The sequence below is a fragment of the Pseudomonas sp. St316 genome, from assembly GCF_018325905.1.
Taxonomy (GTDB): domain Bacteria; phylum Pseudomonadota; class Gammaproteobacteria; order Pseudomonadales; family Pseudomonadaceae; genus Aquipseudomonas.
This window is the reverse complement of the sequence record NZ_AP021901.1, coordinates 4,492,576-4,516,016: the sequence shown is the minus strand read 5'-3', so window position 1 is coordinate 4,516,016 and position 23,441 is coordinate 4,492,576. Positions and strand designations below refer to the sequence as shown.

The 23,441-nt window shown below is 58.7% G+C and carries 44 protein-coding genes; 20 read left to right on the top strand and 24 right to left on the bottom strand.

Annotation, left to right across the window (positions count from 1 at the left end; genetic code table 11):
• Positions 1-11: 11 nt before the first annotated feature.
• Both KI237_RS20050 and KI237_RS20045 read right to left on the bottom strand, forming a co-directional pair.
• Positions 12-935, bottom strand: coding sequence for a DNA cytosine methyltransferase (locus tag KI237_RS20050; RefSeq protein WP_212796736.1), 924 nt, complete (start codon positions 933-935; stop codon positions 12-14).
• Between the two features lie 37 nt (positions 936-972).
• On the bottom strand, positions 973-1,752 hold the full coding sequence (locus KI237_RS20045) for a DUF2786 domain-containing protein (protein ID WP_212796735.1): 780 nt from the start codon (positions 1,750-1,752) through the stop codon (positions 973-975).
• Between the two features lie 85 nt (positions 1,753-1,837).
• Between KI237_RS20045 and KI237_RS20040 the strand changes: the two genes are divergently transcribed.
• Positions 1,838-2,071 (top strand): hypothetical protein, encoded by a 234-nt coding sequence (locus tag KI237_RS20040; protein ID WP_212796734.1) that lies wholly within the window; start codon positions 1,838-1,840, stop codon positions 2,069-2,071.
• A gap of 11 nt (positions 2,072-2,082) precedes the next feature.
• On the opposite strand, the gene KI237_RS20035 is transcribed toward KI237_RS20040, so the two are convergent.
• The gene (locus tag KI237_RS20035) at positions 2,083-2,484 is read right to left on the bottom strand and encodes a hypothetical protein (RefSeq protein ID WP_212796733.1); all 402 of its coding nucleotides are present in this window, start codon (positions 2,482-2,484) and stop codon (positions 2,083-2,085) included.
• Positions 2,485-2,594: 110 nt separating this feature from the next.
• Here KI237_RS20035 and KI237_RS20030 point away from each other — a divergent pair, with 110 nt between their 5' ends.
• Both KI237_RS20030 and KI237_RS20025 read left to right on the top strand, forming a co-directional pair.
• The gene (locus tag KI237_RS20030) at positions 2,595-2,933 is read left to right on the top strand and encodes a hypothetical protein (protein ID WP_212796732.1); all 339 of its coding nucleotides are present in this window, start codon (positions 2,595-2,597) and stop codon (positions 2,931-2,933) included.
• Between the two features lie 76 nt (positions 2,934-3,009).
• Positions 3,010-3,570: a hypothetical protein gene (locus tag KI237_RS20025; protein WP_212796731.1), complete on the top strand. Its 561-nt coding sequence runs from the start codon at positions 3,010-3,012 to the stop codon at positions 3,568-3,570.
• On the opposite strand, the gene KI237_RS20020 is transcribed toward KI237_RS20025, so the two are convergent.
• The 13 genes from KI237_RS20020 to KI237_RS19960 all read right to left on the bottom strand — a co-directional run bounded on the left by KI237_RS20020 (position 3,547) and on the right by KI237_RS19960 (position 8,764).
• On the bottom strand, positions 3,547-3,891 hold the full coding sequence (locus KI237_RS20020) for a hypothetical protein (protein ID WP_212796730.1): 345 nt from the start codon (positions 3,889-3,891) through the stop codon (positions 3,547-3,549). The genes KI237_RS20025 and KI237_RS20020 overlap by 24 nt on opposite strands.
• Positions 3,892-3,966: 75 nt before the next feature.
• Positions 3,967-4,431 (bottom strand): hypothetical protein, encoded by a 465-nt coding sequence (locus KI237_RS20015; RefSeq protein ID WP_212796729.1) that lies wholly within the window; start codon positions 4,429-4,431, stop codon positions 3,967-3,969.
• On the bottom strand, positions 4,428-4,670 hold the full coding sequence (locus KI237_RS20010) for a hypothetical protein (protein ID WP_212796728.1): 243 nt from the start codon (positions 4,668-4,670) through the stop codon (positions 4,428-4,430). The genes KI237_RS20015 and KI237_RS20010 overlap by 4 nt, the downstream gene beginning before the upstream one ends.
• A gap of 7 nt (positions 4,671-4,677) precedes the next feature.
• Positions 4,678-5,175, bottom strand: coding sequence for a siphovirus Gp157 family protein (locus KI237_RS20005; RefSeq protein WP_212796727.1), 498 nt, complete (start codon positions 5,173-5,175; stop codon positions 4,678-4,680).
• The gene (locus KI237_RS20000; RefSeq protein ID WP_212796726.1) at positions 5,172-5,906 is read right to left on the bottom strand and encodes a hypothetical protein; all 735 of its coding nucleotides are present in this window, start codon (positions 5,904-5,906) and stop codon (positions 5,172-5,174) included. The genes KI237_RS20005 and KI237_RS20000 overlap by 4 nt, the downstream gene beginning before the upstream one ends.
• A 42-nt stretch (positions 5,907-5,948) precedes the next feature.
• Positions 5,949-6,269, bottom strand: coding sequence for an XkdD/Y8K6 family phage-associated protein (locus KI237_RS19995; protein WP_212796725.1), 321 nt, complete (start codon positions 6,267-6,269; stop codon positions 5,949-5,951).
• A 276-nt stretch (positions 6,270-6,545) separates the two neighbouring features.
• Positions 6,546-7,097 carry a hypothetical protein gene (locus KI237_RS19990; protein WP_212796724.1) on the bottom strand — a complete coding sequence of 184 codons (552 nt, stop codon included), beginning with the start codon at positions 7,095-7,097 and terminating at the stop codon, positions 6,546-6,548.
• Positions 7,094-7,288 (bottom strand): hypothetical protein, encoded by a 195-nt coding sequence (locus KI237_RS19985; RefSeq protein ID WP_212796723.1) that lies wholly within the window; start codon positions 7,286-7,288, stop codon positions 7,094-7,096. Before KI237_RS19985 ends, KI237_RS19990 begins: the two co-directional genes overlap by 4 nt.
• The gene (locus KI237_RS19980; RefSeq protein ID WP_212796722.1) at positions 7,285-7,476 is read right to left on the bottom strand and encodes a hypothetical protein; all 192 of its coding nucleotides are present in this window, start codon (positions 7,474-7,476) and stop codon (positions 7,285-7,287) included. Before KI237_RS19980 ends, KI237_RS19985 begins: the two co-directional genes overlap by 4 nt.
• On the bottom strand, positions 7,473-7,898 hold the full coding sequence (locus KI237_RS19975) for a hypothetical protein (RefSeq protein ID WP_212796721.1): 426 nt from the start codon (positions 7,896-7,898) through the stop codon (positions 7,473-7,475). The genes KI237_RS19980 and KI237_RS19975 overlap by 4 nt, the downstream gene beginning before the upstream one ends.
• Positions 7,899-7,921: 23 nt before the next feature.
• Positions 7,922-8,098: a hypothetical protein gene (locus tag KI237_RS19970; protein ID WP_212796720.1), complete on the bottom strand. Its 177-nt coding sequence runs from the start codon at positions 8,096-8,098 to the stop codon at positions 7,922-7,924.
• 21 nt (positions 8,099-8,119) lie between these two features.
• Positions 8,120-8,311: a hypothetical protein gene (locus KI237_RS19965; RefSeq protein WP_249410647.1), complete on the bottom strand. Its 192-nt coding sequence runs from the start codon at positions 8,309-8,311 to the stop codon at positions 8,120-8,122.
• Between the two features lie 219 nt (positions 8,312-8,530).
• Positions 8,531-8,764: a hypothetical protein gene (locus tag KI237_RS19960; RefSeq protein ID WP_212796719.1), complete on the bottom strand. Its 234-nt coding sequence runs from the start codon at positions 8,762-8,764 to the stop codon at positions 8,531-8,533.
• A gap of 464 nt (positions 8,765-9,228) precedes the next feature.
• On the opposite strand from KI237_RS19960, the gene istA reads away from it, so the two are divergent.
• Together istA and istB are read left to right on the top strand one after the other, a co-directional pair.
• Positions 9,229-10,743: an IS21 family transposase gene (gene istA, locus KI237_RS19955; protein WP_102617438.1), complete on the top strand. Its 1,515-nt coding sequence runs from the start codon at positions 9,229-9,231 to the stop codon at positions 10,741-10,743.
• Between the two features lie 19 nt (positions 10,744-10,762).
• Positions 10,763-11,518 (top strand): IS21-like element ISPsy14 family helper ATPase IstB, encoded by a 756-nt coding sequence (gene istB, locus KI237_RS19950; RefSeq protein ID WP_057711072.1) that lies wholly within the window; start codon positions 10,763-10,765, stop codon positions 11,516-11,518.
• 371 nt (positions 11,519-11,889) lie between these two features.
• On the opposite strand, the gene KI237_RS19945 is transcribed toward istB, so the two are convergent.
• From KI237_RS19945 to KI237_RS19920, 6 genes are all read right to left on the bottom strand, one after another.
• The gene (locus tag KI237_RS19945) at positions 11,890-12,057 is read right to left on the bottom strand and encodes a hypothetical protein (protein WP_212796718.1); all 168 of its coding nucleotides are present in this window, start codon (positions 12,055-12,057) and stop codon (positions 11,890-11,892) included.
• Between the two features lie 60 nt (positions 12,058-12,117).
• On the bottom strand, positions 12,118-12,360 hold the full coding sequence (locus KI237_RS19940) for a hypothetical protein (protein ID WP_212796717.1): 243 nt from the start codon (positions 12,358-12,360) through the stop codon (positions 12,118-12,120).
• A gap of 438 nt (positions 12,361-12,798) precedes the next feature.
• A complete protein-coding gene (locus tag KI237_RS19935; protein ID WP_212796716.1) occupies positions 12,799-13,377 on the bottom strand; it encodes a hypothetical protein in 579 nt (192 codons plus the stop codon).
• Between the two features lie 109 nt (positions 13,378-13,486).
• Entirely contained in the window at positions 13,487-13,984 is a 498-nt protein-coding gene (locus KI237_RS19930; RefSeq protein WP_212796715.1) for a hypothetical protein, read from the bottom strand.
• Positions 13,981-14,256, bottom strand: a complete 276-nt coding sequence (locus KI237_RS19925) for a hypothetical protein (protein WP_212796714.1) — start codon at positions 14,254-14,256, stop codon at positions 13,981-13,983. Before KI237_RS19925 ends, KI237_RS19930 begins: the two co-directional genes overlap by 4 nt.
• A 69-nt stretch (positions 14,257-14,325) precedes the next feature.
• On the bottom strand, positions 14,326-15,111 hold the full coding sequence (locus KI237_RS19920) for a LexA family transcriptional regulator (protein ID WP_212796713.1): 786 nt from the start codon (positions 15,109-15,111) through the stop codon (positions 14,326-14,328).
• A 54-nt stretch (positions 15,112-15,165) separates the two neighbouring features.
• Between KI237_RS19920 and KI237_RS19915 the strand changes: the two genes are divergently transcribed.
• From KI237_RS19915 to KI237_RS19860, 12 genes are all read left to right on the top strand, one after another.
• The gene (locus KI237_RS19915) at positions 15,166-15,414 is read left to right on the top strand and encodes a Cro/CI family transcriptional regulator (protein ID WP_502937056.1); all 249 of its coding nucleotides are present in this window, start codon (positions 15,166-15,168) and stop codon (positions 15,412-15,414) included.
• A gap of 29 nt (positions 15,415-15,443) precedes the next feature.
• Positions 15,444-15,632, top strand: coding sequence for a hypothetical protein (locus KI237_RS19910; RefSeq protein ID WP_212796712.1), 189 nt, complete (start codon positions 15,444-15,446; stop codon positions 15,630-15,632).
• A 20-nt stretch (positions 15,633-15,652) separates the two neighbouring features.
• The gene (locus tag KI237_RS19905; protein WP_212796711.1) at positions 15,653-15,892 is read left to right on the top strand and encodes a hypothetical protein; all 240 of its coding nucleotides are present in this window, start codon (positions 15,653-15,655) and stop codon (positions 15,890-15,892) included.
• 83 nt (positions 15,893-15,975) lie between these two features.
• Complete coding sequence (locus KI237_RS19900) at positions 15,976-16,842, top strand: BRO-N domain-containing protein (RefSeq protein WP_212796710.1); 867 nt, start codon at positions 15,976-15,978, stop codon at positions 16,840-16,842.
• Positions 16,839-17,624: a DnaT-like ssDNA-binding domain-containing protein gene (locus KI237_RS19895; RefSeq protein WP_212796709.1), complete on the top strand. Its 786-nt coding sequence runs from the start codon at positions 16,839-16,841 to the stop codon at positions 17,622-17,624. The genes KI237_RS19900 and KI237_RS19895 overlap by 4 nt, the downstream gene beginning before the upstream one ends.
• Entirely contained in the window at positions 17,621-18,406 is a 786-nt protein-coding gene (locus tag KI237_RS19890) for a replication protein P (RefSeq protein WP_212796708.1), read from the top strand. Before KI237_RS19895 ends, KI237_RS19890 begins: the two co-directional genes overlap by 4 nt.
• Entirely contained in the window at positions 18,403-18,912 is a 510-nt protein-coding gene (locus KI237_RS19885; RefSeq protein WP_212796707.1) for a hypothetical protein, read from the top strand. The genes KI237_RS19890 and KI237_RS19885 overlap by 4 nt, the downstream gene beginning before the upstream one ends.
• Positions 18,909-19,112 (top strand): hypothetical protein, encoded by a 204-nt coding sequence (locus tag KI237_RS19880; RefSeq protein WP_212796706.1) that lies wholly within the window; start codon positions 18,909-18,911, stop codon positions 19,110-19,112. Before KI237_RS19885 ends, KI237_RS19880 begins: the two co-directional genes overlap by 4 nt.
• On the top strand, positions 19,109-19,576 hold the full coding sequence (locus tag KI237_RS19875; RefSeq protein ID WP_212796705.1) for a recombination protein NinB: 468 nt from the start codon (positions 19,109-19,111) through the stop codon (positions 19,574-19,576). Before KI237_RS19880 ends, KI237_RS19875 begins: the two co-directional genes overlap by 4 nt.
• Complete coding sequence (locus tag KI237_RS19870) at positions 19,573-19,794, top strand: hypothetical protein (protein ID WP_212796704.1); 222 nt, start codon at positions 19,573-19,575, stop codon at positions 19,792-19,794. The genes KI237_RS19875 and KI237_RS19870 overlap by 4 nt, the downstream gene beginning before the upstream one ends.
• Positions 19,791-20,447 carry a recombination protein NinG gene (locus KI237_RS19865; RefSeq protein WP_212796703.1) on the top strand — a complete coding sequence of 219 codons (657 nt, stop codon included), beginning with the start codon at positions 19,791-19,793 and terminating at the stop codon, positions 20,445-20,447. Before KI237_RS19870 ends, KI237_RS19865 begins: the two co-directional genes overlap by 4 nt.
• The gene (locus tag KI237_RS19860) at positions 20,444-20,989 is read left to right on the top strand and encodes a hypothetical protein (protein WP_212796702.1); all 546 of its coding nucleotides are present in this window, start codon (positions 20,444-20,446) and stop codon (positions 20,987-20,989) included. The genes KI237_RS19865 and KI237_RS19860 overlap by 4 nt, the downstream gene beginning before the upstream one ends.
• Positions 20,990-21,329: 340 nt before the next feature.
• Here KI237_RS19860 and KI237_RS19855 read toward each other — a convergent pair whose 3' ends face one another.
• Both KI237_RS19855 and KI237_RS19850 read right to left on the bottom strand, forming a co-directional pair.
• Positions 21,330-21,731 (bottom strand): type II toxin-antitoxin system HicB family antitoxin, encoded by a 402-nt coding sequence (locus KI237_RS19855; RefSeq protein ID WP_212796701.1) that lies wholly within the window; start codon positions 21,729-21,731, stop codon positions 21,330-21,332.
• A 37-nt stretch (positions 21,732-21,768) separates the two neighbouring features.
• Entirely contained in the window at positions 21,769-21,951 is a 183-nt protein-coding gene (locus KI237_RS19850) for a type II toxin-antitoxin system HicA family toxin (protein WP_212796700.1), read from the bottom strand.
• A 110-nt stretch (positions 21,952-22,061) separates the two neighbouring features.
• Here KI237_RS19850 and KI237_RS19845 point away from each other — a divergent pair, with 110 nt between their 5' ends.
• Genes KI237_RS19845 through KI237_RS19835 form a run of 3 tightly spaced genes read left to right on the top strand, consistent with a single transcriptional unit; the run spans position 22,062 to position 23,410 of the window.
• A complete protein-coding gene (locus KI237_RS19845; RefSeq protein ID WP_028236772.1) occupies positions 22,062-22,391 on the top strand; it encodes a hypothetical protein in 330 nt (109 codons plus the stop codon).
• Complete coding sequence (locus KI237_RS19840) at positions 22,388-22,732, top strand: hypothetical protein (RefSeq protein ID WP_212796699.1); 345 nt, start codon at positions 22,388-22,390, stop codon at positions 22,730-22,732. The genes KI237_RS19845 and KI237_RS19840 overlap by 4 nt, the downstream gene beginning before the upstream one ends.
• Before the next feature lie 54 nt (positions 22,733-22,786).
• A complete protein-coding gene (locus KI237_RS19835) occupies positions 22,787-23,410 on the top strand; it encodes a putative metallopeptidase (RefSeq protein ID WP_212796698.1) in 624 nt (207 codons plus the stop codon).
• Positions 23,411-23,441: the final 31 nt, after the last annotated feature.

The window sequence follows — 23,441 nt, the reverse complement described above, 5'->3', positions numbered from 1 at the left end:
GGAGTGGGGGGTTAAGCGGCGGCTTCCAGCGCTTCGATGACTCGTTGGCCAGCAAGCGGCGGGACCGCGTTGCCGGTCATGTGCATAGTCAGCCGGTGGTTGTCTGGTCGCTTCGTATCTGGCCCGAAGGATTGGGCTGCCAGGGCTTCATCCGCCGAAAGCATGCGCATCTCATCGCCACGCACCAGGGCCCAACGGTCCAACGTGGTGATGGTGCCGATCGGCCTGTCCAGGCTGCGACCGGTCAGGCCGGAGCCGGAGCCGTAATACGGCATGATGAAGCGATCGCCGAAACGCTCCCGCCCATTCTTCACCCGAAGCAGTGTCGACTCGGCGCGTCCGGGCTTTTCGATCTTGCTCCATTTGCCTGCATCGAAGTCGAGGATGTCGCGGGCGGGCACGTGCTGGTACTGAGGCAACTGCAAGTGCAATGGCGCCTTGCTGCGAGAGCAGACCATGAACAGGCGCACGCGGTGCTGGGGAACACCAAGGTCTGCGCAGTCAACGATGTGAGGTGCCAGGGCATAGCCAAGGCGCTGCATCGCGTCCGCCCAGGCCGGATACAAAATCCAATCCATGAACTCCGGAACGTTCTCGATGATGGCGAAGTCCGGCCGGTTAACTTCAGCGTTCGATACCGGCGCCCAAGCCGTCGATCGTGAATTGTCGTGCTTTGGATTTCCGTTATCCCGCCCCCGGGCCTTTGTGTGGCCCTGGCAGCAAGGGGAGGCCAGCATCAAGTCATGCTTCGGCACCTGCGACCAGTCAGCTTGGTGAAGATCCTGGCAAACATGCTGGGTATCGGGGTGATTTTCGGTGTGCCATTCAACCGCGGCAGGCCAGTGGTTGGCCGCCCATAGGACGTCAAGGCCGGCGGCGCGGCCACCGGTGGTCCATCCGCCGAGGCCGGCGAACAAATCGATTGCTGTGTGCATGCGGGATCCTTCAGCGATTGCCAGTCGCGGGCTGTAGTCAGGCGGTTGCGGATAGGGCGAGAGTGTCATCGCCGCCGCGCGCAATGCCGGCGTGGAGTTCGACCTTGCTACCGGCAAGCATGCCGGCAATTTGGGCGTTCATGTCCAGTTCGACACCCTTGCTTTTCCGCGATTCTTTGATGTCTTGGGTGGCGAGGTACTCACAGATCAACGCCTTGTCCTGCGCCTGGATCGCGACCAGACCTTTGCCGCTGGCAGGATTTCCAAGCGGATCATCGTCATCTTGAGGCACAAGAGTTTTCAGCTTCGATTGAACCTCCCAGACCCAGGCCAGTGCGAAGTGATCGCCAGCAGTTTCGGGCGAGTACCGACTGCGATGAACGCCAGACCTGACTGCTGAGCAGTACTCCTTGCGCGCATGGGTGAGCTTAGTGTGCAGCGTTTCATATGCGTAAAGGGCGATGTTCTGAGCGGGAGACACGCCGACGAATAGCGCGCACTCAACGACCTGGCCTTTCGCGCTACTCCACTTCCTTCGCCGCAGCGTCGTGCAGCTGAATGCTTGCGCCACGGCGATGCTCAGCTGCTGATCCCATGCCGGACGACGCTTGGCACGGAAGAGGGATGACTCTACTTCACCGACGTCGCTCAACTTCACATCCATTTCGGTCAGTCGGTACTCGCGCATCAATGCCTGTGCTTGCCGTAGCGCCGTGGCGGCTTCGTTCTCGTTGGCGCTCTGGGCCAGTGCCAGGCAGTGCTTGATCTTGCGGATCGCTCGCTCGAGTTTCTTCTCGTCGACATGCTGTGCGGACATAGTTGATCCTCGCCAGGGTGGCGTGATGTGGGTTTGTGGGCTATTGGTTGATGGCCCGGCATGGGGCCGGAGAGAGGAAAGTTTGATGCTTGAGGCCAAAACGTTTGTCGATGAAAGTCAGGACCATGAATTCGTCATTTTTTTACAGGAGCATCAGAACGGGTTCACATATGAACTGAAAATTCATGGTAAAGATGGCGCCGCTCCGAAGGTCGCTTCAAGCGAAGAGTTGTTTGAGTCAATCGATAAGGCGCGCCAGGCCGCACGTACGCATGCCTGGGATCTGATTAACGAGATAGTAAAAAGCTCGTCGCAATAGGTGAGGGCGGTTCAGGCGCGGCGAACCTTGAAGAAGCACATAGCTTTGGCCCCGTCGCAGAAATCTTCAAGCTCTCGGTACGCCAGGTATTTCGCCTGGCTACGAGTGGCTGCCCATACCTCTGTCAGGTAGCCCTGCGCATCGCGATTCCAGCTCAGTTCGTCCCAGTCAAAATTGAAGGGGAGCACCACCCACTTCTTCAGTGGAAGCGTCTGGGCCATATCGCCGTACTGCATTTCATGGGTTGGGTGGTAGTTGCTGATCCGCTTCTTTGGGTCTTCGTCCAGCACCACGCCTATGTAGTGCCCGCGATCCGCCAAGATGACGCCGGGCTTGCCGTAGGCGATGACGCGGCGGCCTACTTCGGCGGGCACCTGATAGTGCTGCCGAACGTATGCGCAGTTGTGGCTCATGGTGTTCTCCAATGCAGGCGCCGCCTTCCGTGACCGGTGGGTGGCTGAGTTTTTGGGTGTGTGGCAGAGTGATGGCCCTATTTCTCACCATCACGCATGGAGCGTTGCCGATGCGGCATTTACTGGTTCCAACGATTGCTCTGCTTGTTGCTGGCTGTTCAGGCCCTGGCGTTGTGCCGATGGGGCGCGATACTTACATGGTCGCGAAGGACGGCAGCTTCACCACCTTCGGCGGCGCGGCTGTGAAAGCTGAGCTGTACCAAGAGGCGAATGCTTTCTGCGAGAGCAAAGGAAAGCAGCTGATGCCAGTGAAAGAGGCGTCTCGCGATTCGGGTTATGGCCGATACGCCAACGCCGAAGTGCAATTCCGCTGCCTTGATGCAAACGATCCAGAGCTGCGCCGCCCGACGATGGAATCTGAGCCAAACATGAAGATCAAAGTCGAGTAAAGCCCCTCCGTGACCGGTGGTGGCAATTTGGTTTGGGTTGATGTTTGATTGTTGTTTACTAAGATTCGAGGTGCATATGGTTGGCCGAGCAAGTGGGAAACGTACCGTATACACATTTGCCTTTTTGTATGCTGGCGCTAGCAGAAGCCTTGATCGGGCAAAGCGCGATGAGGAAGGCTCGTACTACGAAATCATTAACGCCCTCGTTCTTGCAGCATTCACCCTTGAAGCCTATTGCAATCATTTGCTTGAGGGGGACGAGCTCGATATTGAGCTTCTCCCAAAGGGAAAGGATTCAATCTGGGCAAAATACAAACACATTCGTAAAACCCTCGGGATACCTGGAGCTGGCATCGAAAACGATCTTCCATGGGCGGCAAGGGCGCTCCGGTTTCGGAACTTGATGGCCCATGGGCGCACCGCTTCGATTGAGTTTGAGGAGGTCACTACCGCCGAACCTCGCACCTCAGATGCCTATGGTTCGGTTGAATGGGAGGGCTTTGTTAACGTCGAGCTCGCGAGCAAAGCTCTTGAAGACGTCAAGAAATGCATAAACAACTTCAACGAAAGAGCGGGAGGCGGCCCAAGTCCTCTTTATTGCTTAGCCAGTGGCTCATTGATTTTCGCAGAGGTTTGAGGGAGCTTCTTGCTCATCGCCTGGATCCCGCTTCAGTTCGGCCAAGCTTTGATTGTAAAACTCTCGCGCAACGTTTTCGCTAATAACGATTTCGTGGCGCGGATACCTCAAGAACTCGATCAACTCGTCGTCGCCCATCAGGTCCATCTTCATGATGGCGATCTGCAAGACCTCGCTGATGATCGGCACCTGGCCTCGAAGCCGTATGCGCTCCATGGCCTGTTCGATACCTGGCCTGACCTTGTGTCGCAACTCCTTCTCGGCGACCGCCAGGCGCTTCTGCGCAGCCTTGGCCGATCGTTCCTGCACTGTCTTGGCCATGGCCTACCTCTTCAATTCCACTGGCCGGCAAGTCCAGCCAGGTCTGTCGTTTGCGTTGTTGGGCGCGGAAACGTCTCACGCTGCTACCTTCACCTGGTGCCAGGCGCCTGCGGCGTAGAACAGCTTCGCGGCTTGGGCCTCTTCGAGCACGACCTCAGCAGGAACGGCAATCCACCCCGAGGCAACCAGATGGTTCGGGTTCGCGCTGTTGCGCAGAACCAGGTAGTAATGCTCGATGGCATCCGTCAGGCGCTCCACCTTGTAGATGCCTTCCGGCGAGATCTCCACCGACTTGACGTACTCAACGCCGCGTTCGTCCCGACACATGGCGCTGAGGTAGATCGTCCAGCGGTACGCGAAGTCGAACAGGGCGTTGGCGATTGCCAGGCTGCGGATCTGTCGGCAGCTTTTCCAGTTCGCCATGATCTGGATGCCGCTTGGATCGATGTTCACGACCGCGACGTGGTTGGTGCGCAGCAACGCCCGGCAACTGCGTTCAGCTCGGGCGAAACCGTTGTTAGGTTTGCGTTTCGACTTCATAGCGAGTCCGCCATCTTGCGCAGCGCCCGGCGCTCGGCCAGGGTCAGCTTGCGCGGTTTGCGCTTGAGGACCGTTTCAGGGTCTATCCGGGTTGAGCGGGCCGGCGGGATGGGATTGCGCGGCGGGCTGGGCAGTTCGTCAATCTGGCCGCCGGCCGCCAAGAACTGGGCGATCTTCTCGGAAATGCGATCCGCTTGTGGCCGATGATGCTCGACCAGGCTGAGGTGGTTGCTGATCATCGGGGCCTCACTTGATAGTGATCGAGCTTTTGCCGATCTCGGTATGGGCGCCTGGAACTTGCTGACCATCCTTGATGGCCTTGGCGATCATCGCCTTATCCGGCGCGCTGGTTACCTTCACGTTGACGAATTCGTCAGGCAACGCCTTTTCATCGTCGATCACCACAACAGAGCGGCCCTTACCACAGGTGATGGTGAAGAGTGGGTGGGTGATCTTGGTTATGCCCGCCGCTTCCATGTTCGTGCGCAAGTAATCCTTGAGGCTTTCCTTGCGGTTATTGATGATCCGCTTGCGCTCTTCGAGCCGATCAATTTGAGTCTGGATAGCCTCAAGATCGCCATCGATGTTCAGCGTGACCATGGCGATCGCTTTGCCCTTCTCCTGGAACTCACCCTCAATCCCCTCCATAGTGTCGCGCAGGGCGACAGCCAGGTCTTCGTCGGCGGTCTCGGCCAGTGCTGCCAGCTCTTTGAATTGCTCGGTGATCGTGTAGAGGGTGGTCATGCTGCTGACTCCTGATCGAATTTAGGAGAGAGGTCGTGCAGCTCTTTATTGATGCGCTGGACCGCGCCGGTATCCTTGCGGGCTGCCAGGATGCGGACGGCATGGTCATGGATCTTCTTGACCTCATGTGCTGACTTGGCGCTGCGCATGGTGTCGACGACCGACTTGATATAGTCCAGGCGCTCCTGTTTCTGCCGCTCCTCTTCGGCAACCCTGTCCTCAGCCTTGGAAATAGCCACTTCATCGCGCACCGTCTCAACGTAGGCTGCGTCATCGAATAACCCCATGTGAATGTCTGCCGAGAACCCGAGAGGCTGTAGACACTTGCCCATGGCGTCGGTGAGCGACTTCTTGGCAGCCTCCCAGTCTGTGACGATCTTGCCTTGCTGCAAATGGACGAATGGGGTGTGACCGTAGTGCTGGACGGTACATTTCTGGCCGTCTTTCCCCAGATACCAGAGCTCAAGCTTCAGGGTATGGAGCTTGGCGTTGATGCGCGGCGCATCAGGCCATTCTTTGGTGGGGGCCTGGAGCGGACCGCCCTCGTCGAAACGCTCCTCAAGCACAGTCCAGCCCCAGCCTTCGCCGCAAGGACCGAACACCTCGGTAGCCTTATGCATCAGGTAGGTCGGCTTGATTGCTGTCCCTTTAAAGCCCCCCATTCCGGTGAAATTCTTGGTTGCGCTTGGATCAGTTACGTCGACCTGATCCCAAATCCGTGTGTTGGACATGACTGTTCTCCGCGCCACCGGAGAGGGGCGCTGTGAAGGGGGTTATTGGGTGGCTTTGGCGATGGTCTGCTCGAAGCGGGAGGCAAGCCCCGCATTAACCTCGGCCTTCGCCATGCTTTCGGCGGTGTCCTTGGCGCGGTGCAGAGCTTCGTAACGCCGAAGAGTTTCGGCAGCGATGACCAGGTCGGCCAGGAGGCAAGGCGATGCCGCGATCAGTTTGGCGTCAGCCTCTTCGTAGACCCAATCAACTACCTGTTCCTGGTCTTTGTTGAAGTCGATAGCGAACGCGCGCTGCCCAGGTACGTTGGAATGCGATACCTCGCGAACGGTCCACGGGGCGGGCGTATGTTTTTGTGCAGACACGGGGATTCCTTGGCCGCGACGTGCGCAGCGTTTGAAGAGCTGGGTTATTGGGTGATGTGACCGGCGTAGGCGCTGGCGAACATCCAGGCGGTACACAAGAGAAGGACGATGGCTGAGCCGCGCCAGGTGTACAGGCGGCGAAGGCGCTGACGTTGCGTGCTCATTTCAGCACCTGCGACAGTTGCTGCACCTCGCAGGAACCCCGGCGTTCCTTCACGACGGTGTAGGCCAGCATGGTCACGAGCAGGGCGGCGGTGAGGATCCAGGTGATGGTTTTCATGGCGTCACCTGCTTGCGCCAGCCCGCGTCGTACAGATTGATGCAGACTTCTTCATGAATCTTGAGTTGGGTCAGGTGATCAACACCATGCCTGCCGCCAGGGTAATCCTTGATGGCGCCAATCATCAGATTGAGCTCAGCAATACGCGTCTCTTCGGCGATCTGCTCGGGCGTGCGGATGGGGCGGAACTTTATTCCATCGGGCATCATCGATCCTTCGAAGCTGCCTTTCGGGCTCTCTTGCTCCATGAAGATCATCTTCTTTCCGTAGTAGAGCACTTTGCCTTTCAGCCAGTACCCCCAGTAATCGAATGTACACTCGACCTCCAGGCCAACAGGCGGCAGGCCTTCGCCGGTCCAGGGCGCAGGCCGAACCTCGATACTCTTAAAGGCTGTGCGAGCAAAGGCTGTTTCGTACGACCACGGCACGACACCACCATTTCCGATCAGATAGCTGTAGCCTTCCTCGGCGAGCCATGCTTTCTCGTTGTAAGGGTTTACTGCTAGCTCCGTCGCCCATTCAGGGGCCTTGCTCCAATCAATGATCATGGTCGAACCCTCGCGGCAATGCGGCCGCCCTTCATGGTCACCGCAAGGCGCTGTGGAAGATCCTTCACCAGGTCCTCACGCTTGCGGCCAATCACTTCGTTGAACGGCAGGCCGAAGCCGAGGATGGCGATGCGGCGCTCGATGTCGTCCATCTGCTCGTCGATCAGGGATTTAACCGGTGCAGTGCTCATGAAGCCTCCTTGCGCTGCCTGGTGATCTTCAGGAGGCGCTTGCAGTAGTGGTTGAACTCTTCAACTGTGATGACTTCGCCTTCCATCATTTTTGTGATCATGTGCAGGACCACCTTCGAAGCACCTTCTGGGCTGTCTGGGTGCTCCAGGCTTTCCAGCGCTTCGTCGATCAGGATGTGTGGGCTCACAGTTCGTTGTCCTCGGCCTTGGCGATCAGGGCGTCATCGGCCAACGGCTCAAGCAGGGCCTGGGCGATCTCGCCGATCTTGCCGAAGGGGTGATCGCTGGGGCCCAGTAGCTCGGCCACGGCGTTTTGATCGGGTCGGCCTGCCAGGGACATGAGCAGATTGCCCAGGGCGGGGGAGCGAACCTCGCAGTCCGCAAGGCGGCCGTTCACATGCTCATCCACGGCCAGGGCCAGTTGCGCCACTGTCACGCCCTGCGGCTTGCGCATCCGGCGCTGGAACGAAACATCACTGCCGAACCGGACAAGCTGCTCGACCGCGTTGTAGATCCATTCCGCCCGAGCCTCTTCCCGAGGGCTCTCGATTACTGGAGGCGGCAATTGAGCGTCGAAACGCTCCTGACAGATTTTCAGTGCTGGGTTCATGGTCGCCTCCAGGGTGGCGGGTTTTAGTCTTTAGGTGCACATTCGTAGGATTCTGGATTCGGATGGCTATGGTCTTCTTCGCCACACACCCGACATTCCAGGTAGCTGTAGTGAACTGTTCCACTGACGGCGCCCGGATCGCTGCGCCATTGGCTTACACGACGCCAGCTATGATCGGCTTCGCATTTCTTGTCGCTCATGGCGACCTCCAGTGTTTGGGGTTAGGCGGTGGCGGGGATGGCTTCACGAAAGCGCGAAGGGCTCCAGTCGCACGACTCGTCAGCCGGGATATGACCGAACATCAGCGTGCAACGGCGGCAGTGCACGCAGTCGCCGCAGGTCTTTCCCTCGGGCAGGTTCATCTGATCATCGTTGTCCGCCGACCGTGGATACGGCGCTCGTTGCTCGGCCATGATTTGCTCCATGTGGTTGATCCAACAAAACTCGGATGCACTCATCCGCTCCGCTGGTTGCCGTTGGGCGCGGAGGAGAGTGCATTCGGGTGGTGTCGGCTGCGGGAGCGAAGTAGGTGGTTTCGTGTCGCCAGCGCCCGGAATAGAGCGGTTGGTCTGTGGGAGCGAGAAGTGAAAAGGCCCAACTGGACGGGAGGGCCTTTTCGATCAGATGCAGCTTCAGGTCGAGTATTTGGTTCGGGGCAGCGCGCGCCAGAACGAACGCTGACCCTCGGTACATCGCCAGCGCTCACGATGGAAGCGCAGTGGACCGGCTGGCAGGCCGTCATCAGGTGGCGGTTCTGGCCGCGCATGGCTGAGCGCTGCGCCGATCAGGAACAGTAGGAGCATGGTGATCTCCGTTTGGGTTGGTTGATGCAGATGCCCGGTGCTGATCTCCGGGTTGAGAGTCATGCCGCGGTCAACGCCTTTCGGCTACCGCAATGCCAGTTATTACGAGCCGGTACCGCGCGGGCATAAAATAGTACTTAGCCGGTCAGCGCTCACTCTCGGAACTGTTAGTTTTCAAACCTGCCCATCAGCCTGGGCGTGCATCCGCATCGGAGGTGATCTTCAGTGCTGTGGCCAGGTCCGCCTTGCGCCCGAACTGGGTTCATACAGTTCGATTACGCGCCTCGCCGCATATGTCGGCCTTTCGGCCCGCGAGGCATTACCTTACAGCTCGACGCCCTTAGACTGCGGATTCCACGGGCATCCGGCCACCCATTCCATGAACATCCGGCCACTGATTCCACGATGATCCGGCCACCCATTCCACGGCCATCCGGCCACCCACAAGGCAGGCAGCAACGCAGGATTAATTCACTACCATCGACCTCTTTTATCGAAGCAGAGAGGTCGTCGTGGAGCGGTTATCCATGCGTAAAATTAAGGAAGTGCTACGTCTCAAGTTTGAGGTCGGCCTATCTGCTCGCCAGATCGCTGTCAGCTTGCAGGTGGGTCGCGCAACTATCGGTGAGTACCTCAATCGCTTTGCTGCCAGCGGGCTGACTTGGCCGTGTGCGGCGAGCGAGGCGCAGTTGCAGCAGCGTCTTTTTCCGCCACCACCCGACGTCCCCAGCGATCAACGTCCGATGCCGGACTGGACTCATGTCCACGCAGAGTTGCGCCGCCCCGGCGTAACCCTGGCCCTGCTTTGGCAAGAATATCGACTGGCGCACCCGCAAGGCTTCCAGTACAGCTGGTTCTGCGAGCACTACCGGCTCTGGGCCGCCAAGGTCGACGTGGTCATGCGCCAGGAACATCGCGCCGGCGAAAAGCTGTTCGTCGATTACGCGGGTCAGACCGTGCCGATCATCGACCGGCGAACCGGAGAGATCCGCCAGGCCCAGATATTCGTCGCCGTCCTCGGCGCCTCCAGCTACACCTTCGCCGAGGCGACCTGGTCGCAGAAACTGCCCGACTGGCTGGGCTCGCACGCCCGCTGTTTTGCTTTTTTCGGCGGCACCGCACAGATCCTGGTGCCCGACAATCTGCGCAGTGGCGTGACCAAGGCGCATCGCTACGAGCCGGATATCAACCCCAGTTACCGCGATCTCGCCGAGCATTACGGCGTAGCCGTGCTGCCCGCGCGCTCGCGTAAACCCAGGGACAAAGCCAAGGTTGAAGTCGGCGTACAGGTCGTCGAGCGGTGGATACTGGCGGTGCTGCGCAACCGCCAGTTCTTCTCCTTGGGCGAACTCAACACAGCCATCGCGTTGCTGCTGGATCGCCTCAATCAGAAGCCCTTCAAGAAACTGCCCGGCTCACGCCGCTCGGCCTTCGAGACCATCGACCAACCCGCGCTGCAACCGCTACCAGAACATCCATATGTCTACGCCGAATGGAAAAAGGTGCGAGTCCACATCGACTACCACGTCGAAGTCGACGGCCATTTTTACTCCGTGCCGTACCAACTGGTGAAACACCAACTCGAAGTACGCCTGACCGCGCAGACCGTCGAGTGCTTCCACGCCAACCAGCGCGTGGCCAGCCATCTGCGCTCGCCGCACAAAGGCCGCCACACTACCCACACCGAGCACATGCCCAAAAGTCACCGCGAACACGCCGAGTGGACGCCCCAGCGGCTGATCCGCTGGGCTGAGCAGACGGGCCCGAATACGGCCGGTGTCATCGCCTACATCCTCGAACGCCGAATCCATCCGCAGCATGGCTTCCGCGCCTGCCTGGGCATCCTGCGCTTGAGCAAACAGCACGGCGAAGAGCGGCTGGAAGCCGCTTGCCAACGTGCGCTGGCCCTAGGCGCATGCAGTTACAAGAGCCTCGAATCGATCCTGCGCCAAGGCCTGGAACGGCTACCTCTTGCCCAGCAAAACCTGCCGTTACTGCCCGATGAACATATCAATCTGCGCGGCCCTGGCTACTACCACTGACTGAAAAAGGAGCACGAACATGCTGCCTAACCCGACCCTCGACAAGCTGCAAATCCTACGCCTGCACGGCATGATCAAGGCGCTTGGCGAACAACACGCAACGCCCGACATCAACGATCTCAGCTTCGACGAACGCCTCGGCCTGATGGTCGACCGCGAGCTGACCGAGCGCGAAGACGCCCGCCTGACGACTCGCCTCAAAGCCGCACGACTGCGCCATAACGCCTGCCTGGAAGACATCGATTACCGCAGCCCTCGTGGCCTGGACAAGGCGCTGATCCTGCAACTGGGTAGCGGTCAGTGGCTGCGCGATGGCCTGAACCTGATCATCGGCGGGCCGACGGGCGTAGGCAAAACCTGGCTCGCCTGCGCGCTGGCTCATAAAGCTTGCCGCGACGGTTACAGCGTGCGCTATCTGCGCCTGCCGCGCTTGATGGAAGAACTGGGCCTGGCACACGGCGACGGCCGCTTCGCCAAGCTAATGGCCGGCTACGCCAAGACCGACCTGCTGATCCTGGATGACTGGGGCTTGGCGCCGTTTACCGCTGCTCAGCGGCGCGACATGCTTGAACTGCTGGACGACCGCTACGGCAACCGCTCGACGCTGGTGACTAGCCAGATGCCGGTGGACAAATGGCACGCACTGATCGGCGATCCGACCTTGGGCGATGCGATCCTCGACCGGCTGGTACATAACGCTTATCGGATCGAACTGAAGGGCGAATCGATGCGCAGGCGCGCAACGAAATTGACGGCGACAGAGACTTCAGACTAACAATGCAAACCTGCGTCGCTGCGCTCCGACTGCCCGGCCGGATGAGCGTGGAATAGGTGGCCGGATGTTGGTGGGCTGGGTGGCCGGATGGCGTGGAATGCGCACTTAGACCCTTTCGGGACTGAAGGTCACCTCCGATGCGGCCTCTTTCGAGGTGATCGGGCCAGTCTCTCCCGGCTGTCCGTCGTACTCTTCCGACTGTCAGCGTTCTTGATTTGGTTCATTGGCTAAGCCTTCGCTCATACGGAGCGAAACGAACACTGCTTTGGAGTGCCCACAAAGACCGTGTTGTCCGACGGCCGTGGCGGAGGCGGCTTAATCCCCGCTCAGGATTCTTTCAGCGACAGGCTGTCGTTGGCGCTGGTTGATCTTTACCAGGCTCCGAACCAGGCGCCCGTGCCATGCACAACCGCTACCGGGAAGAAGATCGCCCCGGCAATCAGGAAGCCCCAGCTCGCAGCCTTGAAGCACACGAACAGGTGCGTGAACCACGCCATCAGAAACCAAACTGCTACTGTCACGCCTACTAAGATTTTCATGTTCGACCCTCGGTTGTTTTCCCGCTGCACCCGTCACCAGGTGCATCAGTGAAAAGACCGTCATGCAACCTGTTCGAGAACATCCCGGCTGAAGACCTGAATGTTCATGTGCGCCTTGATCGTCATCTGCCGGCGCTCTTTGACGTGATCGCGAAGCGCGAGGTCGGCCAGGTCAATCGGATCGGCCTCAAGCGCTGCAATCGCCTCTTCGATGCCACCGAACCACTTTGCGAGCCGCCGGGCGCAAGCTGCTGCAGCTTCGTTAACCACCTCATCGCTCGCTTCAAACACTGAATTGCTCATCGTCTTGCCTCCGTTGATTTCCAATGCCGCCTCATCGAAGCGGCATCAGTAAATCTGTGGGTGTTTCATCTCCACCACGCGCATCGCCCGATTCATATCTCTAACCTGCGTCACACATTTCGTACCCGGTGTTCTTCGCAGATCGGCTTGCGTGGTTTCGCGTACTCACATCTGGTGAGCACGGCCAGTTCCAGAGCTGGCATGGCATCGACTATTTGTTGCTCGCACTTACCGGCTGAAACCCGGTGTAGTCGATGGCGAGGATCCTGAGCTGTTAAAGAGCGGCGGGTCTGTTGAGGCCCTGGCGAGGCGCTGTGGCGTCTCGATGGAGTGAACAATACCGCCGGTATTCTATGAGGTCAATACCGCCGGTCATGTATTTTTCAAAAGGCACAAAAAAGCCCGCTCAGTGGCGGGCTCGGTTGTGTTTGGCGTTCGTTAAAGCTTGCGGGCGCTGCTTGTCACGCCAGAATCTTTCTCCTTGGCGTTGCGCTCAACGGATGCGTTGCTTTGTAGGGAAGCCGACGTAGTGTTGATATCGCCGTCGTATTTCTTGATAACGATCGTTACGGCCTTGCCCTTCCACACAAGCAATTCATCTTTGAACTCGGCCCCGCCCTTCGTCTTCACCGTCTGCGGAATGCGCTCGGAAGGCTTTCCGTACTTCTCGACGAATATCGCTACCAGGTCTTCGAAGCGGTCGGGGTGGGTAGTCAGATAGAAAGAATCTACAGCGCTGTTGGAGGCCATGATTCCCAGCTGATACCCGATGCCTATCTCTGGGCCATGCTGGATCCGGTAATAGGTTTGATAAGGCGCCTCTCTGCACATTTCGCCGCGAGCCTCATAAACCTTCGGGCAAGCCGGGAGGGAGTATTCGAGTTTCTTGTTAAAGCTAACGCCCATGAAGCTGTCAGGCTCTCGGGTCCACGGTGCTGGCTCGGTGGCTTTCTTGGCTGCGAGCGCGGTTCCAGTCAGGCAAACACCCAGAACAAGAATTGCTATTTTTGATTTCATTGGATCCCTCCCGTTTTGAGTCCGAACTTTATCATTCGTGGCTTACAGCCACCATCTGTGGGGAGGAGAGGATAGATACAAGAAGCCCGGCGCTGGGCCGGGCTGTTGATCAGTGCGCGTGTCTGCGCGGGGGATGGTGGTAAACCTTAGAAGCGGTGGTCATGTAAACCGCTGATGGAGTGGGGATAGCCCTCATCCTGTTGGCAAACAGGCCCAGCAACATCGCAGCTGAAACGATGACAAAAAAAGCCAAGAAGCATACCGCCCCAGTGATAGGGTTACGGAACATGTACATCTTAAGCATCTCATCAATGATGAGATCCTTGTCCTTTCCGCCTTCTGCAATGGTAGAGCGCTTAGAAAGAGTTTTACCCAAGATCACTGGGATTGCCATTACGGTCAAGAGCGGCATAAAAAACCAGCGAGTGGCAAACAGGTAAAAAAACTCTGCCGCGTCTTTGTCCTCTTCGCTAACCCCTTTTCTGCTGAAGTACTCGACCAGCAAATCCGCCGCCTTTTCCCTGTGGACAAGTGAGCGGCGTCGGCAAACAATCCAATACGCCACTATGAGAAGCGCCGAAGCGAGCGCTATTAGGGTGTGGATCATGTTTTAGGTCCTCCTGCGATTTTCTTCGCGCCTTTCTTTGCGGCCTTCCTGGCATCTTTGACACGCAAAGTTTCCTGTTTCTCCCTCATACTGATTCCCAGATATCTGCAAATCAGCCAAAAAAACGGCAGCAGAAACGTCAATATCACCACAGTATCGGCTACAAACGGTGATTTATCAGCAACAGTGGTATAGAGATTTGTAACAGCATCGATTATCGAAGCTACGCCATCAGCCCAGGAAGCTGGTGGTTCAATGTCTGGACTGGCCATGCTACTCCGTTAGAAGGCTAATTGTTGTTTTTTAGACGTATGGATGCTTCAAAGCGGAGGCCTCGGCCCCTACAGCATCCCGCCGCGCCAAACCACGCGCCCGATGATGCGAACCTCGTTTATCTCCCCGTCGCGCAGGATCTCGTCGCCGTAACGCGCCTTATCCGGGTTGTCGCTGCGGATGATCCAGCCTTCGATGTCGGACTTAACCAGGCGCTTCACGATCGTGCCTTTGGTGGCGCTCTGCATGGCAAAGACTTGCCCGTCCTTCGGCTCGATTTTGGACTCATCCACCAGCAACACGTCGCCGTCATTGATTGTTGGCTCCATGCTGTGGCCGCTCGCATAGATGACGTCCAGGTGGCGCTGGTTGAGATTGTTCGCCCGCAGCCAGGACGATTTAAACGCCATGACGCCACGAATCTCTACGTGAGGGTTGTCGTCCCCAGATCCAGCCGAGCCGCGCGCGGTCAACTGCATGACGCCGGTGTATCCAGGCTCATCATTCAAGTCGAAGCTACGCGGGGGAGTGCGCCCATCAGTGGGCTGCTGTGCACCTTTCCCAGGGAGCGCCTGAGACATTATTTCGATCTGAGCCGCCAGAGTAGGGCTTATCTCTGAGACCGGCACGCCAAGAGCTCGCGCAAAGACGACTGCCGCATTCACGCTCAGCGCAGTGCGGCCGTTCATGAAGTGGCTGACCGCGCCCTGGGTAACGCCATCACCCAGCTCTGCGGCAAGTTTTTCTTGCGTGAGCTTCAGCTCCCCGCGCTTGGCTTGGAACAGGGATTTCAACCGGGCGCTGTCTTGCAGCTGCCATTCGGATAACGGAAGCCGTCGGGAGTCTTTTTTCATCTGCTGATGGTATTACCCACGGTATTTACTTAACCAATATCGCCGGTATTGACTATGAACAATACCGGCGGTCATACTTGTGGCGAAATCTACGCAGAGGACGCCGCAATGCGCCGAATCCCACTCACCGAATTTGCCAAAGAACACGGCCATACCAAGGCCGCCCAGATGCTTGGCTGCACGCAGGGCGCCCTGAGTAAAGCGATCCGTGTCGGCCGTGATGTGTTCGTGACCCTCGAGGATGACGGCAGCTTGTCGGCACAAGAGCAGCGTCCGTTCCCATCCCAAAAATCCGCCGCTTAAACCATTTCATCAGCCGCAAGGAGCAACACATGTACGAGATCCGCAAACACTTGAACCACAACGAAACAAAGGTTCGGTTGAACGATGAGTACGACGAGTACCTGAGATCACTGGCAAAGATCCACGGCACCCAGAAGGCCGTCATCGCCCGTGAAATTCTCAAGGCTGCGATCCAGCAGATGAGGGATGAGCTTACCCGTACTCAAGACATGGCCTGAAGGCCCTCAATGGAGGCTTTATGCCTGAAAGAAATTGCGAATTGCTGTTGCGGCAAATCGCGGATGAGGAAGACATCCAGTTCCTAAGTGAGGCTGCCGCTCAGCTTGGAATCCCGATTGAGCAACTGACGAAGGAAACGATTGAAAAACACATCACCGACCGGACAAGGCCGAAGACGATGACAGGGACTGTTCAGTCCTTTCGAAGGCCATACAACCCGGCAAGACCCAAGCCTGATGAGGGCCTGAATAGTGAATAACCCCAAATCGCAGGCACAAAAAAGCCGGGGCGCAATCCCGGCTTCTTCAACTGCATACAGCAAAACTATCTGTGAGGCCGATTATGCATACCTCTAATACCGATGTACAGGCCCTGAACAATCCCGCGCCACGTTTTTCGAATTCTGAAAACGTGTCGCGCATTTCTCCAGTAACTCCATTCGACTTTCACGGCTTCCCGGTCCGGGTGATTGACGACGGGCGCGGCGAACCCTGGTTCATCGCCAAGGATATCGCTGAAGCTCTCGGTTACGCCAATACCTCCAAGGCGATCAATGCCCACTGCAAAGCCGTCAATACCTGCCATACCGAAATGGGAGGTCAGGTCCGTGCGGTGCAGATAATCCCTGAGCGCGACATGTACCGGCTGGTCATGAAGTCGAAGCTACCGGCTGCCGAGCAGTTCGAAGAGTGGGTAGTTGGGCAGGTCCTTCCGACCATTCGCAAGACCGGTGCCTATTCGGTCCAACCAACGAACAATTCCAAGATCGTCGGTGAGCTCGCCATCCTGGAATGCTTCGACCGCCTGCTCAAGCCGGCGCCGTCGAGCAAGATGATGATGCTCGCCCAGATCGCCACCAACAACGGGCTGGACGCCAAATTCCTCCCGGGCTACGCCATCGACGCCGCGCCCGATGCCGTCGGTGGCTCATCGATGCCCACCAAGTCCGCCACGGCTCTGCTGAAGGACAACGGCATCCGCTACTCGCCCGCCGCCTTCAATCGCGCCCTGGCGAGCCGTGGGCTCCTCAAGCAGCTCCAGCGCAAAAACTCCAAGGGCGAAATGGTCGACTTCTGGTCCGTGACTGAAAAGGGCCTCCAGTACGGCAAGAACCTCACCAGCCCTCAATGCCCACGCGAGACACAGCCTCATTGGTATGTGGATCGCTTTCTCGAACTCGCCGGCCTGGTCGGCAAAGGACGTCCATGATGGCTCGCATACGCACCGTCAAGCCCGAGTTCTGGTCGAGCGAGCAGGTCATGTCCTGCCGCCCACTGGCTCGGCTGCTGTTCATCGGCATCTGGAACTTCTGTGATGACGGCGGTAATCACCCGCTGTCGCCCCGCACCATTAAGGCCCTGGTGTTCCCTGGAGACGACATCACCGTCGAGGAGGTCAGTGGCCTGCTCGGTGAATTGGAGCGCGCCAACCTGACGTTGAGCTATTGGGTAGATGGCAAAAACTACCTTCATGTTCGTGGCTGGAAGCACCAGAAGATCGAGAAAAAGAACTTCAAATATCCCGCGCCGGCGTCTGAATTCGACGACCAGTCGGAGAGCGGTCGTCGACAATTCGCCGAGGAGTCGTCGACCGGTCGCCAACCATTCGACCCCGGAAGGGAAGGGAAGGGAATAGGAGAAGATCAACACAACCCTCTACGCGAGGGGCAGGAAAATTCCGCCGACCCAAAAGCCCCAACCGAAATGACCCTGCACTGGGTGCCTGAACAGAATCTGCTGAAGAACTATGCGCTACGCATGGCGATCCCTGTTGACGCTTTCACCGATGAAGCGACCGCGGCGTTCGTCTGCCACTACTCGGCATCCGGCCGCATCGAGACGCAAGCGTCCTGGGTGAGCCTGCTGGTGAAGTGGGTGAAGCGCGACAAGGCCACAGCCAACAACGTTCACCCGTTCCCCGGGCGACGGCAGGTCAATGGTCCTGACTTCGACGATCAGACCTGGGCTGACAATCTCGAGGACGCGCTATGAGCAATAAGCCAAAGCCCCCGAGAAGCGCAACGCAGCTCATGAAGGCGGCAGGCGCTACCGATGACCTCCCCAGCGCAATGGCTGGCTACAAGCCGCCGGCGATGCCGGTTATGCCAAAGACACTGCCGCCGGGCACCGTCGACGTCGTCAACGCGCTCTTCAAGGAGCTGCAAGCCATCTTCCCGGCGTGGAAGCAGGCCTGGCCGACCGATGCCGCCCTGAGCACCGCCAAGCGCAGCTGGATCAAAGCGTTCATCGTGGCCGAGATCAATACCCTGGAGCAGATCCGCTTCGGCATTGAGCGCTGCCGCTCGCTGGGCACGGACTTTGCGCCGAGCGTTGGCAAGTTCATCAAGCTCTGCCAGCCAACGCCGGACATGCTGGGCATCCCCGCGCACGACAAGGCGTTTCTCGAGGCACTGGTGAACGCCCACCCGAGTCGGTTCGGTAATCGCACCTGGTCCCACCCAGCCGTCCGCCACGCAGCACTGCAGTGCGAGATGCACAACTTGGGCGACCTGATCCCAGAGAAGGCCAGCAAGGTATTCGAAAGGGCCTACGACATCACCATTCGCATGCTGATGCAGGGCAAGCCGCTGGAAGACATCGCCCCCGGCATCGGCCACGACAGCCAGAAGACCGAGGTTGAGCGCGCCGAGGAGTACGCCCGCCACCGCCAGGCCAGGCTGTTGGAAGTCCAAGCCATCCCATGCAGCGGGGCGGCTGCCCGGGCTCAGTTGATGGCGAAGTTTGGCAAGAAAATCAGGGAGCAGCGGACATGACCATCGACAAGCAAAAACTCCACAAGCTGCTGTGGGCCGAGGTCGCCGCTTGGAGCGCATCGTCACCTGACTGGCTGGACAATTCTCAAGCGCTGGAGGATTTCCTGGGCAAGCAGACGCTCGAGGAAGTGGCGCTTGAGGTACTGGCCGAGAACGAGCGGTTTGAGCGCGAAGCAAAGAACGATCTGATCGCTTACAAGGCTGTGATCGAGCGTCAGAACGAACTCCGCGCAGAGATCGCCGGCCTCAAGACCGGCTACGAAGCCTACGAGCGGGTGAATGCTGAGCTGAAGGCTGAGTGCGAGGCGCTGCGCCGTGGACGCGAGGGCAAAGTCCTCTGCGATATGGAACTGTTCGAAACCCTACGCGACTCGGCCAATACAGAAGCGGACGAGCATCGCCAGTGTATGGCGACCTACCGCCCGCTGCGCCAGGCCAACTTGGACTCAGTTGTGAAGAAGTGCGACGACCTACTCGCCGCCATGGGCCAGGGAGAGCAGTCATGAGAATCCCGACCTTCAACCCAAGAGGTATCCGCCCTTGGATGACCAAGTATCCGCTTGCGGCCCGCGCCTTCTGCTTGGCGATGCTCCCGGTTGCACCATTCATTTTTGCCGCTGCAATCCTCTGGCAGAACCGTAGCGACTTCGCCGAGATGAGCATGCTCGCCCGGGCGGCCTTCTTGCCATGGAGGAAAAAGCCATGACCAACGTAATCCACAAGCCCCGCCACTTCTGGTCATCCGGTCAAAGCCGCATCCGCGAAGTGTTCCGCCTGGCCTACCTGTTCGCCACTGAGCTGGCCACCGCCGGCGCCGTTGAGATCATCGTTCGCCCGGTGAAGTCCCGCCGCACCCTGGAGCAGAACGCCAAGCTGTGGGCAATGCTGGGCGATATCTCCCGCCAGGTCGGTTGGCCGGTTAACGGCGTCATGCAGAAGCTCGACAGCGAGGACTGGAAGGCCCTCATGACCGCCGCAGCTCGCCAGGAGATCCGAATGGCTCAGGGCATCAACGGCGGCGTGGTGATGCTGGGGGAGAGCACTAGGCGCATGACCGTGGCTGAGCTGGGCGACGTGATCGAGTGCATGTACGTCTTCGGCGCCGAGAAGGGTGTCACCTGGAGCGAGCCGAAAGGGCAGATGCCAGAGCAATGGGAGGCGGCAGCATGACAACTCTCGAAGAAATCAGCCAATGCCCTAAAGCAAATCGCCAGTTCTGGTCGGACCGGGCTCGTTCAAGCTTGGCGTTCTGCCGATACAACGGCGCTGGCCCTGCTGATCGCCGCCTTGAGCGCGCAGCATTCCGCAAGAACATGACGCATCGCCGGGCGCAGACGTATCTCGACGTGCCGCGCGGTCAACTGGATATGTTCGGGGAGGCGGCATGAGCCGTACAGCCAACAGTCTCACAGCCAAGCAACCACGCCCAAAAAAATGCGCTGTTCAAACGTGCAGGGCCTCATTTGTCCCTCGAGCAAGTTTTCAAACCTGGTGCTCACCTGACTGTGGCGTCGCCATTGCCCGGGCCAAGCAGGAGAAGAAGCGCAAGGCCCTGGCTCAGGTCGAGCGCCGGGAGATCAAGGTCCGGAAGGAGGCTTTGAAGAGTCGCGGTGACCACCTCAAGGATGCAGAGAAGGCCGTGCGCGACTACCGACGCACCTACGAGCTGAGCATAGGCAGTGGATGCATCAGTTGCGGCGAGTCGCAGGAATCGATTCTGGCGGCGCAGGGTTGGAAGGTCGGCGGTGCGTTCGATGCCGGCCACTTCATGGGCAAAGGTGCCCGACCAGAGCTTCGCCTGGAGCCGACCAATATCTGGCTTCAGTGCAAAGCCTGTAACTCGGGCTCCTACATGCACGCTCGCAAGGGCTACACCGTTTCCCAGGGATTCCGCACCGGCCTTATCGCCCGGATCGGCCTGGAGGCGGTTGAGGCCCTTGAAGCCGATCATGAGCCACGCAAATACACCGTCGAAGAACTCAAGGCAATCACCGCCGAATACCGGGCCAAGACCCGCGAACTCAAGAGGGCTGCAGCATGACCTATCGCAACGTGATTTCCGCAGTAGTCCGGGCCCTGGCCGCCGAGACCATCAACTCCGCCGGCGGGTGTGATTTCGAGCCGAAGGTTCAGTGCGCCAAGCAGAAGGGGGAAATCGTCGGCAAGGAGGCTGCATTCCTTCAGGACTGCTGGGTGTTCAGCCGGCTGCACAAGACGCTGTCGCCGCCGCACTGGCGGGCGCTGGTAGCGAAGTACTCGACCCACACCGAGCGTAAGCATGCCGCCATCACCGAGTTGACGAAGGCAACGCGCTCGCCGGCGCCGGAGCGTTTCCTTCACTGCGCCATCGTGACCTGGGCGTTGCCGAAACTGCCAGGGGTGGACGGAAAGCGGTCGACCAACGTCCTGCCAGCTGGGTGGTACGAAATGGACAACTGGTCGAACGAGCCACACCCGATCAAGACCCAAGAGCGCTGGAGGCGCGACATTCGCAAGGCTCTGGAGCGGGAGGTGGACGAGGCTTTGGTCTCCGCGCAAATCCTCCTGGATGCAGAGGGGTTGATCGACGCAAAAGCCGCTTGACTCCAGTTGAGCCAATGAGCCATTATTAGCCCATCCTGTCATTCCTGCGTGTTTCGAGGATTGGGTAATCAGCCCGGCCATTGTGTCGGGCTTTTTATTGCCTGAAATTCACCTGTAGCCAGGGCAGCCTTCGGGCAACCTGGACGCGGTATTGCCGGAAGTCACGCGTCACGAAAGAACACCGGCAGCCCGCGCGCTCTGTCCACACCAATTTGCTGCAGAGCGGCGCGAGACTGGATCAGCGAGATCGATGCAGTAGGGCGTCGACGCTGGGAAGGCCTTTGGCGGACGGTGGGAAAGACCGCGCACCTATTCAGGGCCTCAGCATTCACTGAGGTTGTTACCGTCCCAGCTTTTCCATGGCTGCATCGGCCAGGAAAGATGAGCGACTTTTGATGTTGTGGTCGCGGACGAAGCGGTCGATCTGCTGCACAACAAAGCCAGGCAGTGTCACGTTAACCTTTTCGGTTTTCCCCAGGTATGGCGTGATGTCCACCTCCAGCATGCCCCAGCCCATATCGGAAAACTCTGGATTGCTCCGGTGTTTGGCGGTTGGAGATGGCATTGGAATAGGTGCGCCGCTTGATGCGATCTCCTCAAGCATGATGTTGGCGATCTCGACGGCAGCGCTGTACGCCTCCTCGAATGTGTCGCCGGCTGTAATTGCACCGGGGATGTCAGGAATCTGAATGCCGGTGGCGGTGTTTTCGTCGCCCCATTCGATGCAGATTGGGTATTGCATATGTATCTCCTCAGGAGGTGCGAAGGGTGAAGCCGGGCTATATCAACCCGGCTAGTTTCTTGATGGCCCTTACAGTTCCGATTGGTAGGTCTTTCTTGGGGTGTGGCACGGGAACTGTTTGGGGTCTGTTTGGATGCTTGAACATGTGGTGGCTTCCGGTTACTCGATCTAGAACCCATCCAGCGGCTTCAAGCTCCTTTATCAACTGCCTGCTTTGCACCTCCATCTCCTTGTTTAGTTGATGGGGAAATTATACCTCTAGGCGCATAAGATAGCAAATGTGTTTATGCGCCTAGAGATACTTTTAGTCATGCCCACGGAGTCGAGCGCATGGAGTTTCTACAGCGCCTGTTCGATAAGCTCGACTGGGCATTCGCCGGATTGCTAGGTGCGATCGCTGCCAGCTTCTGGCACCGGGACGACCTGGTAGACCGAAAGGCCTGGGCCATCTTCATTTTCTCGGGTGCTGTCTGCGCCCATTACCTGACGGGCCTGATCAGTTCCTATTTCGGAGTGGTCGAGCCGCGCAGTGTGGCTGGTGTGGGTTTCCTCCTGGGGACCTTCGGCGGATCGCTCATTGCTGCAATCACCCGGGCCATCAAAGCCGCTGACCTCTGGGCGTTCATCCGCCAGCGGTTCGGGGGAGGCAACCCACCATGAATCTTGAACTGATCAACTCTGTCGCCTGCGCCTTCATTGCGTTGTGGGCGTTCTGGTGCGTGGTAAGCGGGAAGGTAAGGGACGGCATCCTCGGGAAGCTGATCTACTCGACGATTGCCATCAGCGCCTATGTGGTCACCACTGGGCACAACAGCTTTCTGTTCGGCCCGACCACTGCGGGGCTGACCCTGCACATTTCCCTGGCCCTGGCCGGCGTCCGCCATCTGTTCATGGTCACGTACTGGCAGCGGGTCAAGGCTTGGCTCTGCCGGGCGCTCAACTGTGAACACTGCATGGGGTGCCCGAAGGCGCCTGAAGGCATCGAGCGCCGCAAGCAGTAATCCGCGCCACGTTTTCGAATGCGCCAAGTTGTGGCGCGTACATTGGAGGGAGTCATGGATAGGCCATACCCTCCACCTTCACTGGTTGAGCTTTCCGAGTTGTCCGACTTCGGTATCCGTCTGACCCCAGCCCCCGAAGTATGGGAATGGCTACAGGCCGAGATCCTTGCCGAAACCGGCAGCATCCACAACCCAGACCACGCTCACCTACTGGACGCAGACATCTGCGTCATGTGGGCATCGTCGAGCTTCAACAAGCAGGGCCGCACAGTCCTGGGCCAGGCCGAGCAGGTTGCATTTCGTGCGGGTGGTTGGCAGAAGGCCAGGATGGTGCAGCAGATGCGTGATTGGTTCGGCGATGTGCCGGCCTACATCATCACCCTGGCTGCCGACTACTGCGCCCAGTGCAGTGACACCGACTTCTGCGCGCTGGTTGAGCATGAGCTGTACCACATCGCCCAGGCCAAGGATCAGTACGGCACCCCCAAGTTCACCCAGGACGGTCTGCCCAAGCTTGAGATGCGCGGGCACGACGTAGAGGAGTTCGTCGGCGTGGTGCGTCGGTATGGTGCAAGCCCTGACGTTCAAGCGTTGGTGGAGGCTGCAAAAAATCCTGCTGAGGTGGGGAAATTGAACATATCGAGGGCCTGCGGAACCTGTCTGCTCAAGTTGGCCTGATGTAAGACAGGCGTGAGACGGAATCTAACTT

Bases quoted from the DNA above. Each gene is read 5' to 3' on its own strand.
- KI237_RS20050 (WP_212796736.1), bottom strand. From the start codon at position 935: ATGCACACAGCAATCGATTTGTTCGCCGGCCTCGGCGGATGGACCACC.
- KI237_RS20045 (WP_212796735.1), bottom strand. From the start codon at position 1,752: ATGTCCGCACAGCATGTCGACGAGAAGAAACTCGAGCGAGCGATCCGC.
- KI237_RS20040 (WP_212796734.1), top strand. From the start codon at position 1,838: ATGCTTGAGGCCAAAACGTTTGTCGATGAAAGTCAGGACCATGAATTC.
- KI237_RS20035 (WP_212796733.1), bottom strand. From the start codon at position 2,484: ATGAGCCACAACTGCGCATACGTTCGGCAGCACTATCAGGTGCCCGCC.
- KI237_RS20030 (WP_212796732.1), top strand. From the start codon at position 2,595: ATGCGGCATTTACTGGTTCCAACGATTGCTCTGCTTGTTGCTGGCTGT.
- KI237_RS20025 (WP_212796731.1), top strand. From the start codon at position 3,010: ATGGTTGGCCGAGCAAGTGGGAAACGTACCGTATACACATTTGCCTTT.
- KI237_RS20020 (WP_212796730.1), bottom strand. From the start codon at position 3,891: ATGGCCAAGACAGTGCAGGAACGATCGGCCAAGGCTGCGCAGAAGCGC.
- KI237_RS20015 (WP_212796729.1), bottom strand. From the start codon at position 4,431: ATGAAGTCGAAACGCAAACCTAACAACGGTTTCGCCCGAGCTGAACGC.
- KI237_RS20010 (WP_212796728.1), bottom strand. From the start codon at position 4,670: ATGATCAGCAACCACCTCAGCCTGGTCGAGCATCATCGGCCACAAGCG.
- KI237_RS20005 (WP_212796727.1), bottom strand. From the start codon at position 5,175: ATGACCACCCTCTACACGATCACCGAGCAATTCAAAGAGCTGGCAGCA.
- KI237_RS20000 (WP_212796726.1), bottom strand. From the start codon at position 5,906: ATGTCCAACACACGGATTTGGGATCAGGTCGACGTAACTGATCCAAGC.
- KI237_RS19990 (WP_212796724.1), bottom strand. From the start codon at position 7,097: ATGATCATTGATTGGAGCAAGGCCCCTGAATGGGCGACGGAGCTAGCA.
- KI237_RS19985 (WP_212796723.1), bottom strand. From the start codon at position 7,288: ATGAGCACTGCACCGGTTAAATCCCTGATCGACGAGCAGATGGACGAC.
- KI237_RS19975 (WP_212796721.1), bottom strand. From the start codon at position 7,898: ATGAACCCAGCACTGAAAATCTGTCAGGAGCGTTTCGACGCTCAATTG.
- KI237_RS19970 (WP_212796720.1), bottom strand. From the start codon at position 8,098: ATGAGCGACAAGAAATGCGAAGCCGATCATAGCTGGCGTCGTGTAAGC.
- KI237_RS19965 (WP_249410647.1), bottom strand. From the start codon at position 8,311: ATGGCCGAGCAACGAGCGCCGTATCCACGGTCGGCGGACAACGATGAT.
- KI237_RS19960 (WP_212796719.1), bottom strand. From the start codon at position 8,764: ATGACTCTCAACCCGGAGATCAGCACCGGGCATCTGCATCAACCAACC.
- istA (WP_102617438.1), top strand. From the start codon at position 9,229: ATGCGTAAAATTAAGGAAGTGCTACGTCTCAAGTTTGAGGTCGGCCTA.
- istB (WP_057711072.1), top strand. From the start codon at position 10,763: ATGCTGCCTAACCCGACCCTCGACAAGCTGCAAATCCTACGCCTGCAC.
- KI237_RS19945 (WP_212796718.1), bottom strand. From the start codon at position 12,057: ATGAAAATCTTAGTAGGCGTGACAGTAGCAGTTTGGTTTCTGATGGCG.
- KI237_RS19940 (WP_212796717.1), bottom strand. From the start codon at position 12,360: ATGAGCAATTCAGTGTTTGAAGCGAGCGATGAGGTGGTTAACGAAGCT.
- KI237_RS19935 (WP_212796716.1), bottom strand. From the start codon at position 13,377: ATGAAATCAAAAATAGCAATTCTTGTTCTGGGTGTTTGCCTGACTGGA.
- KI237_RS19930 (WP_212796715.1), bottom strand. From the start codon at position 13,984: ATGATCCACACCCTAATAGCGCTCGCTTCGGCGCTTCTCATAGTGGCG.
- KI237_RS19925 (WP_212796714.1), bottom strand. From the start codon at position 14,256: ATGGCCAGTCCAGACATTGAACCACCAGCTTCCTGGGCTGATGGCGTA.
- KI237_RS19920 (WP_212796713.1), bottom strand. From the start codon at position 15,111: ATGAAAAAAGACTCCCGACGGCTTCCGTTATCCGAATGGCAGCTGCAA.
- KI237_RS19915 (WP_502937056.1), top strand. From the start codon at position 15,166: ATGAACAATACCGGCGGTCATACTTGTGGCGAAATCTACGCAGAGGAC.
- KI237_RS19910 (WP_212796712.1), top strand. From the start codon at position 15,444: ATGTACGAGATCCGCAAACACTTGAACCACAACGAAACAAAGGTTCGG.
- KI237_RS19905 (WP_212796711.1), top strand. From the start codon at position 15,653: ATGCCTGAAAGAAATTGCGAATTGCTGTTGCGGCAAATCGCGGATGAG.
- KI237_RS19900 (WP_212796710.1), top strand. From the start codon at position 15,976: ATGCATACCTCTAATACCGATGTACAGGCCCTGAACAATCCCGCGCCA.
- KI237_RS19895 (WP_212796709.1), top strand. From the start codon at position 16,839: ATGATGGCTCGCATACGCACCGTCAAGCCCGAGTTCTGGTCGAGCGAG.
- KI237_RS19890 (WP_212796708.1), top strand. From the start codon at position 17,621: ATGAGCAATAAGCCAAAGCCCCCGAGAAGCGCAACGCAGCTCATGAAG.
- KI237_RS19885 (WP_212796707.1), top strand. From the start codon at position 18,403: ATGACCATCGACAAGCAAAAACTCCACAAGCTGCTGTGGGCCGAGGTC.
- KI237_RS19880 (WP_212796706.1), top strand. From the start codon at position 18,909: ATGAGAATCCCGACCTTCAACCCAAGAGGTATCCGCCCTTGGATGACC.
- KI237_RS19875 (WP_212796705.1), top strand. From the start codon at position 19,109: ATGACCAACGTAATCCACAAGCCCCGCCACTTCTGGTCATCCGGTCAA.
- KI237_RS19870 (WP_212796704.1), top strand. From the start codon at position 19,573: ATGACAACTCTCGAAGAAATCAGCCAATGCCCTAAAGCAAATCGCCAG.
- KI237_RS19865 (WP_212796703.1), top strand. From the start codon at position 19,791: ATGAGCCGTACAGCCAACAGTCTCACAGCCAAGCAACCACGCCCAAAA.
- KI237_RS19860 (WP_212796702.1), top strand. From the start codon at position 20,444: ATGACCTATCGCAACGTGATTTCCGCAGTAGTCCGGGCCCTGGCCGCC.
- KI237_RS19855 (WP_212796701.1), bottom strand. From the start codon at position 21,731: ATGCAATACCCAATCTGCATCGAATGGGGCGACGAAAACACCGCCACC.
- KI237_RS19845 (WP_028236772.1), top strand. From the start codon at position 22,062: ATGGAGTTTCTACAGCGCCTGTTCGATAAGCTCGACTGGGCATTCGCC.
- KI237_RS19840 (WP_212796699.1), top strand. From the start codon at position 22,388: ATGAATCTTGAACTGATCAACTCTGTCGCCTGCGCCTTCATTGCGTTG.
- KI237_RS19835 (WP_212796698.1), top strand. From the start codon at position 22,787: ATGGATAGGCCATACCCTCCACCTTCACTGGTTGAGCTTTCCGAGTTG.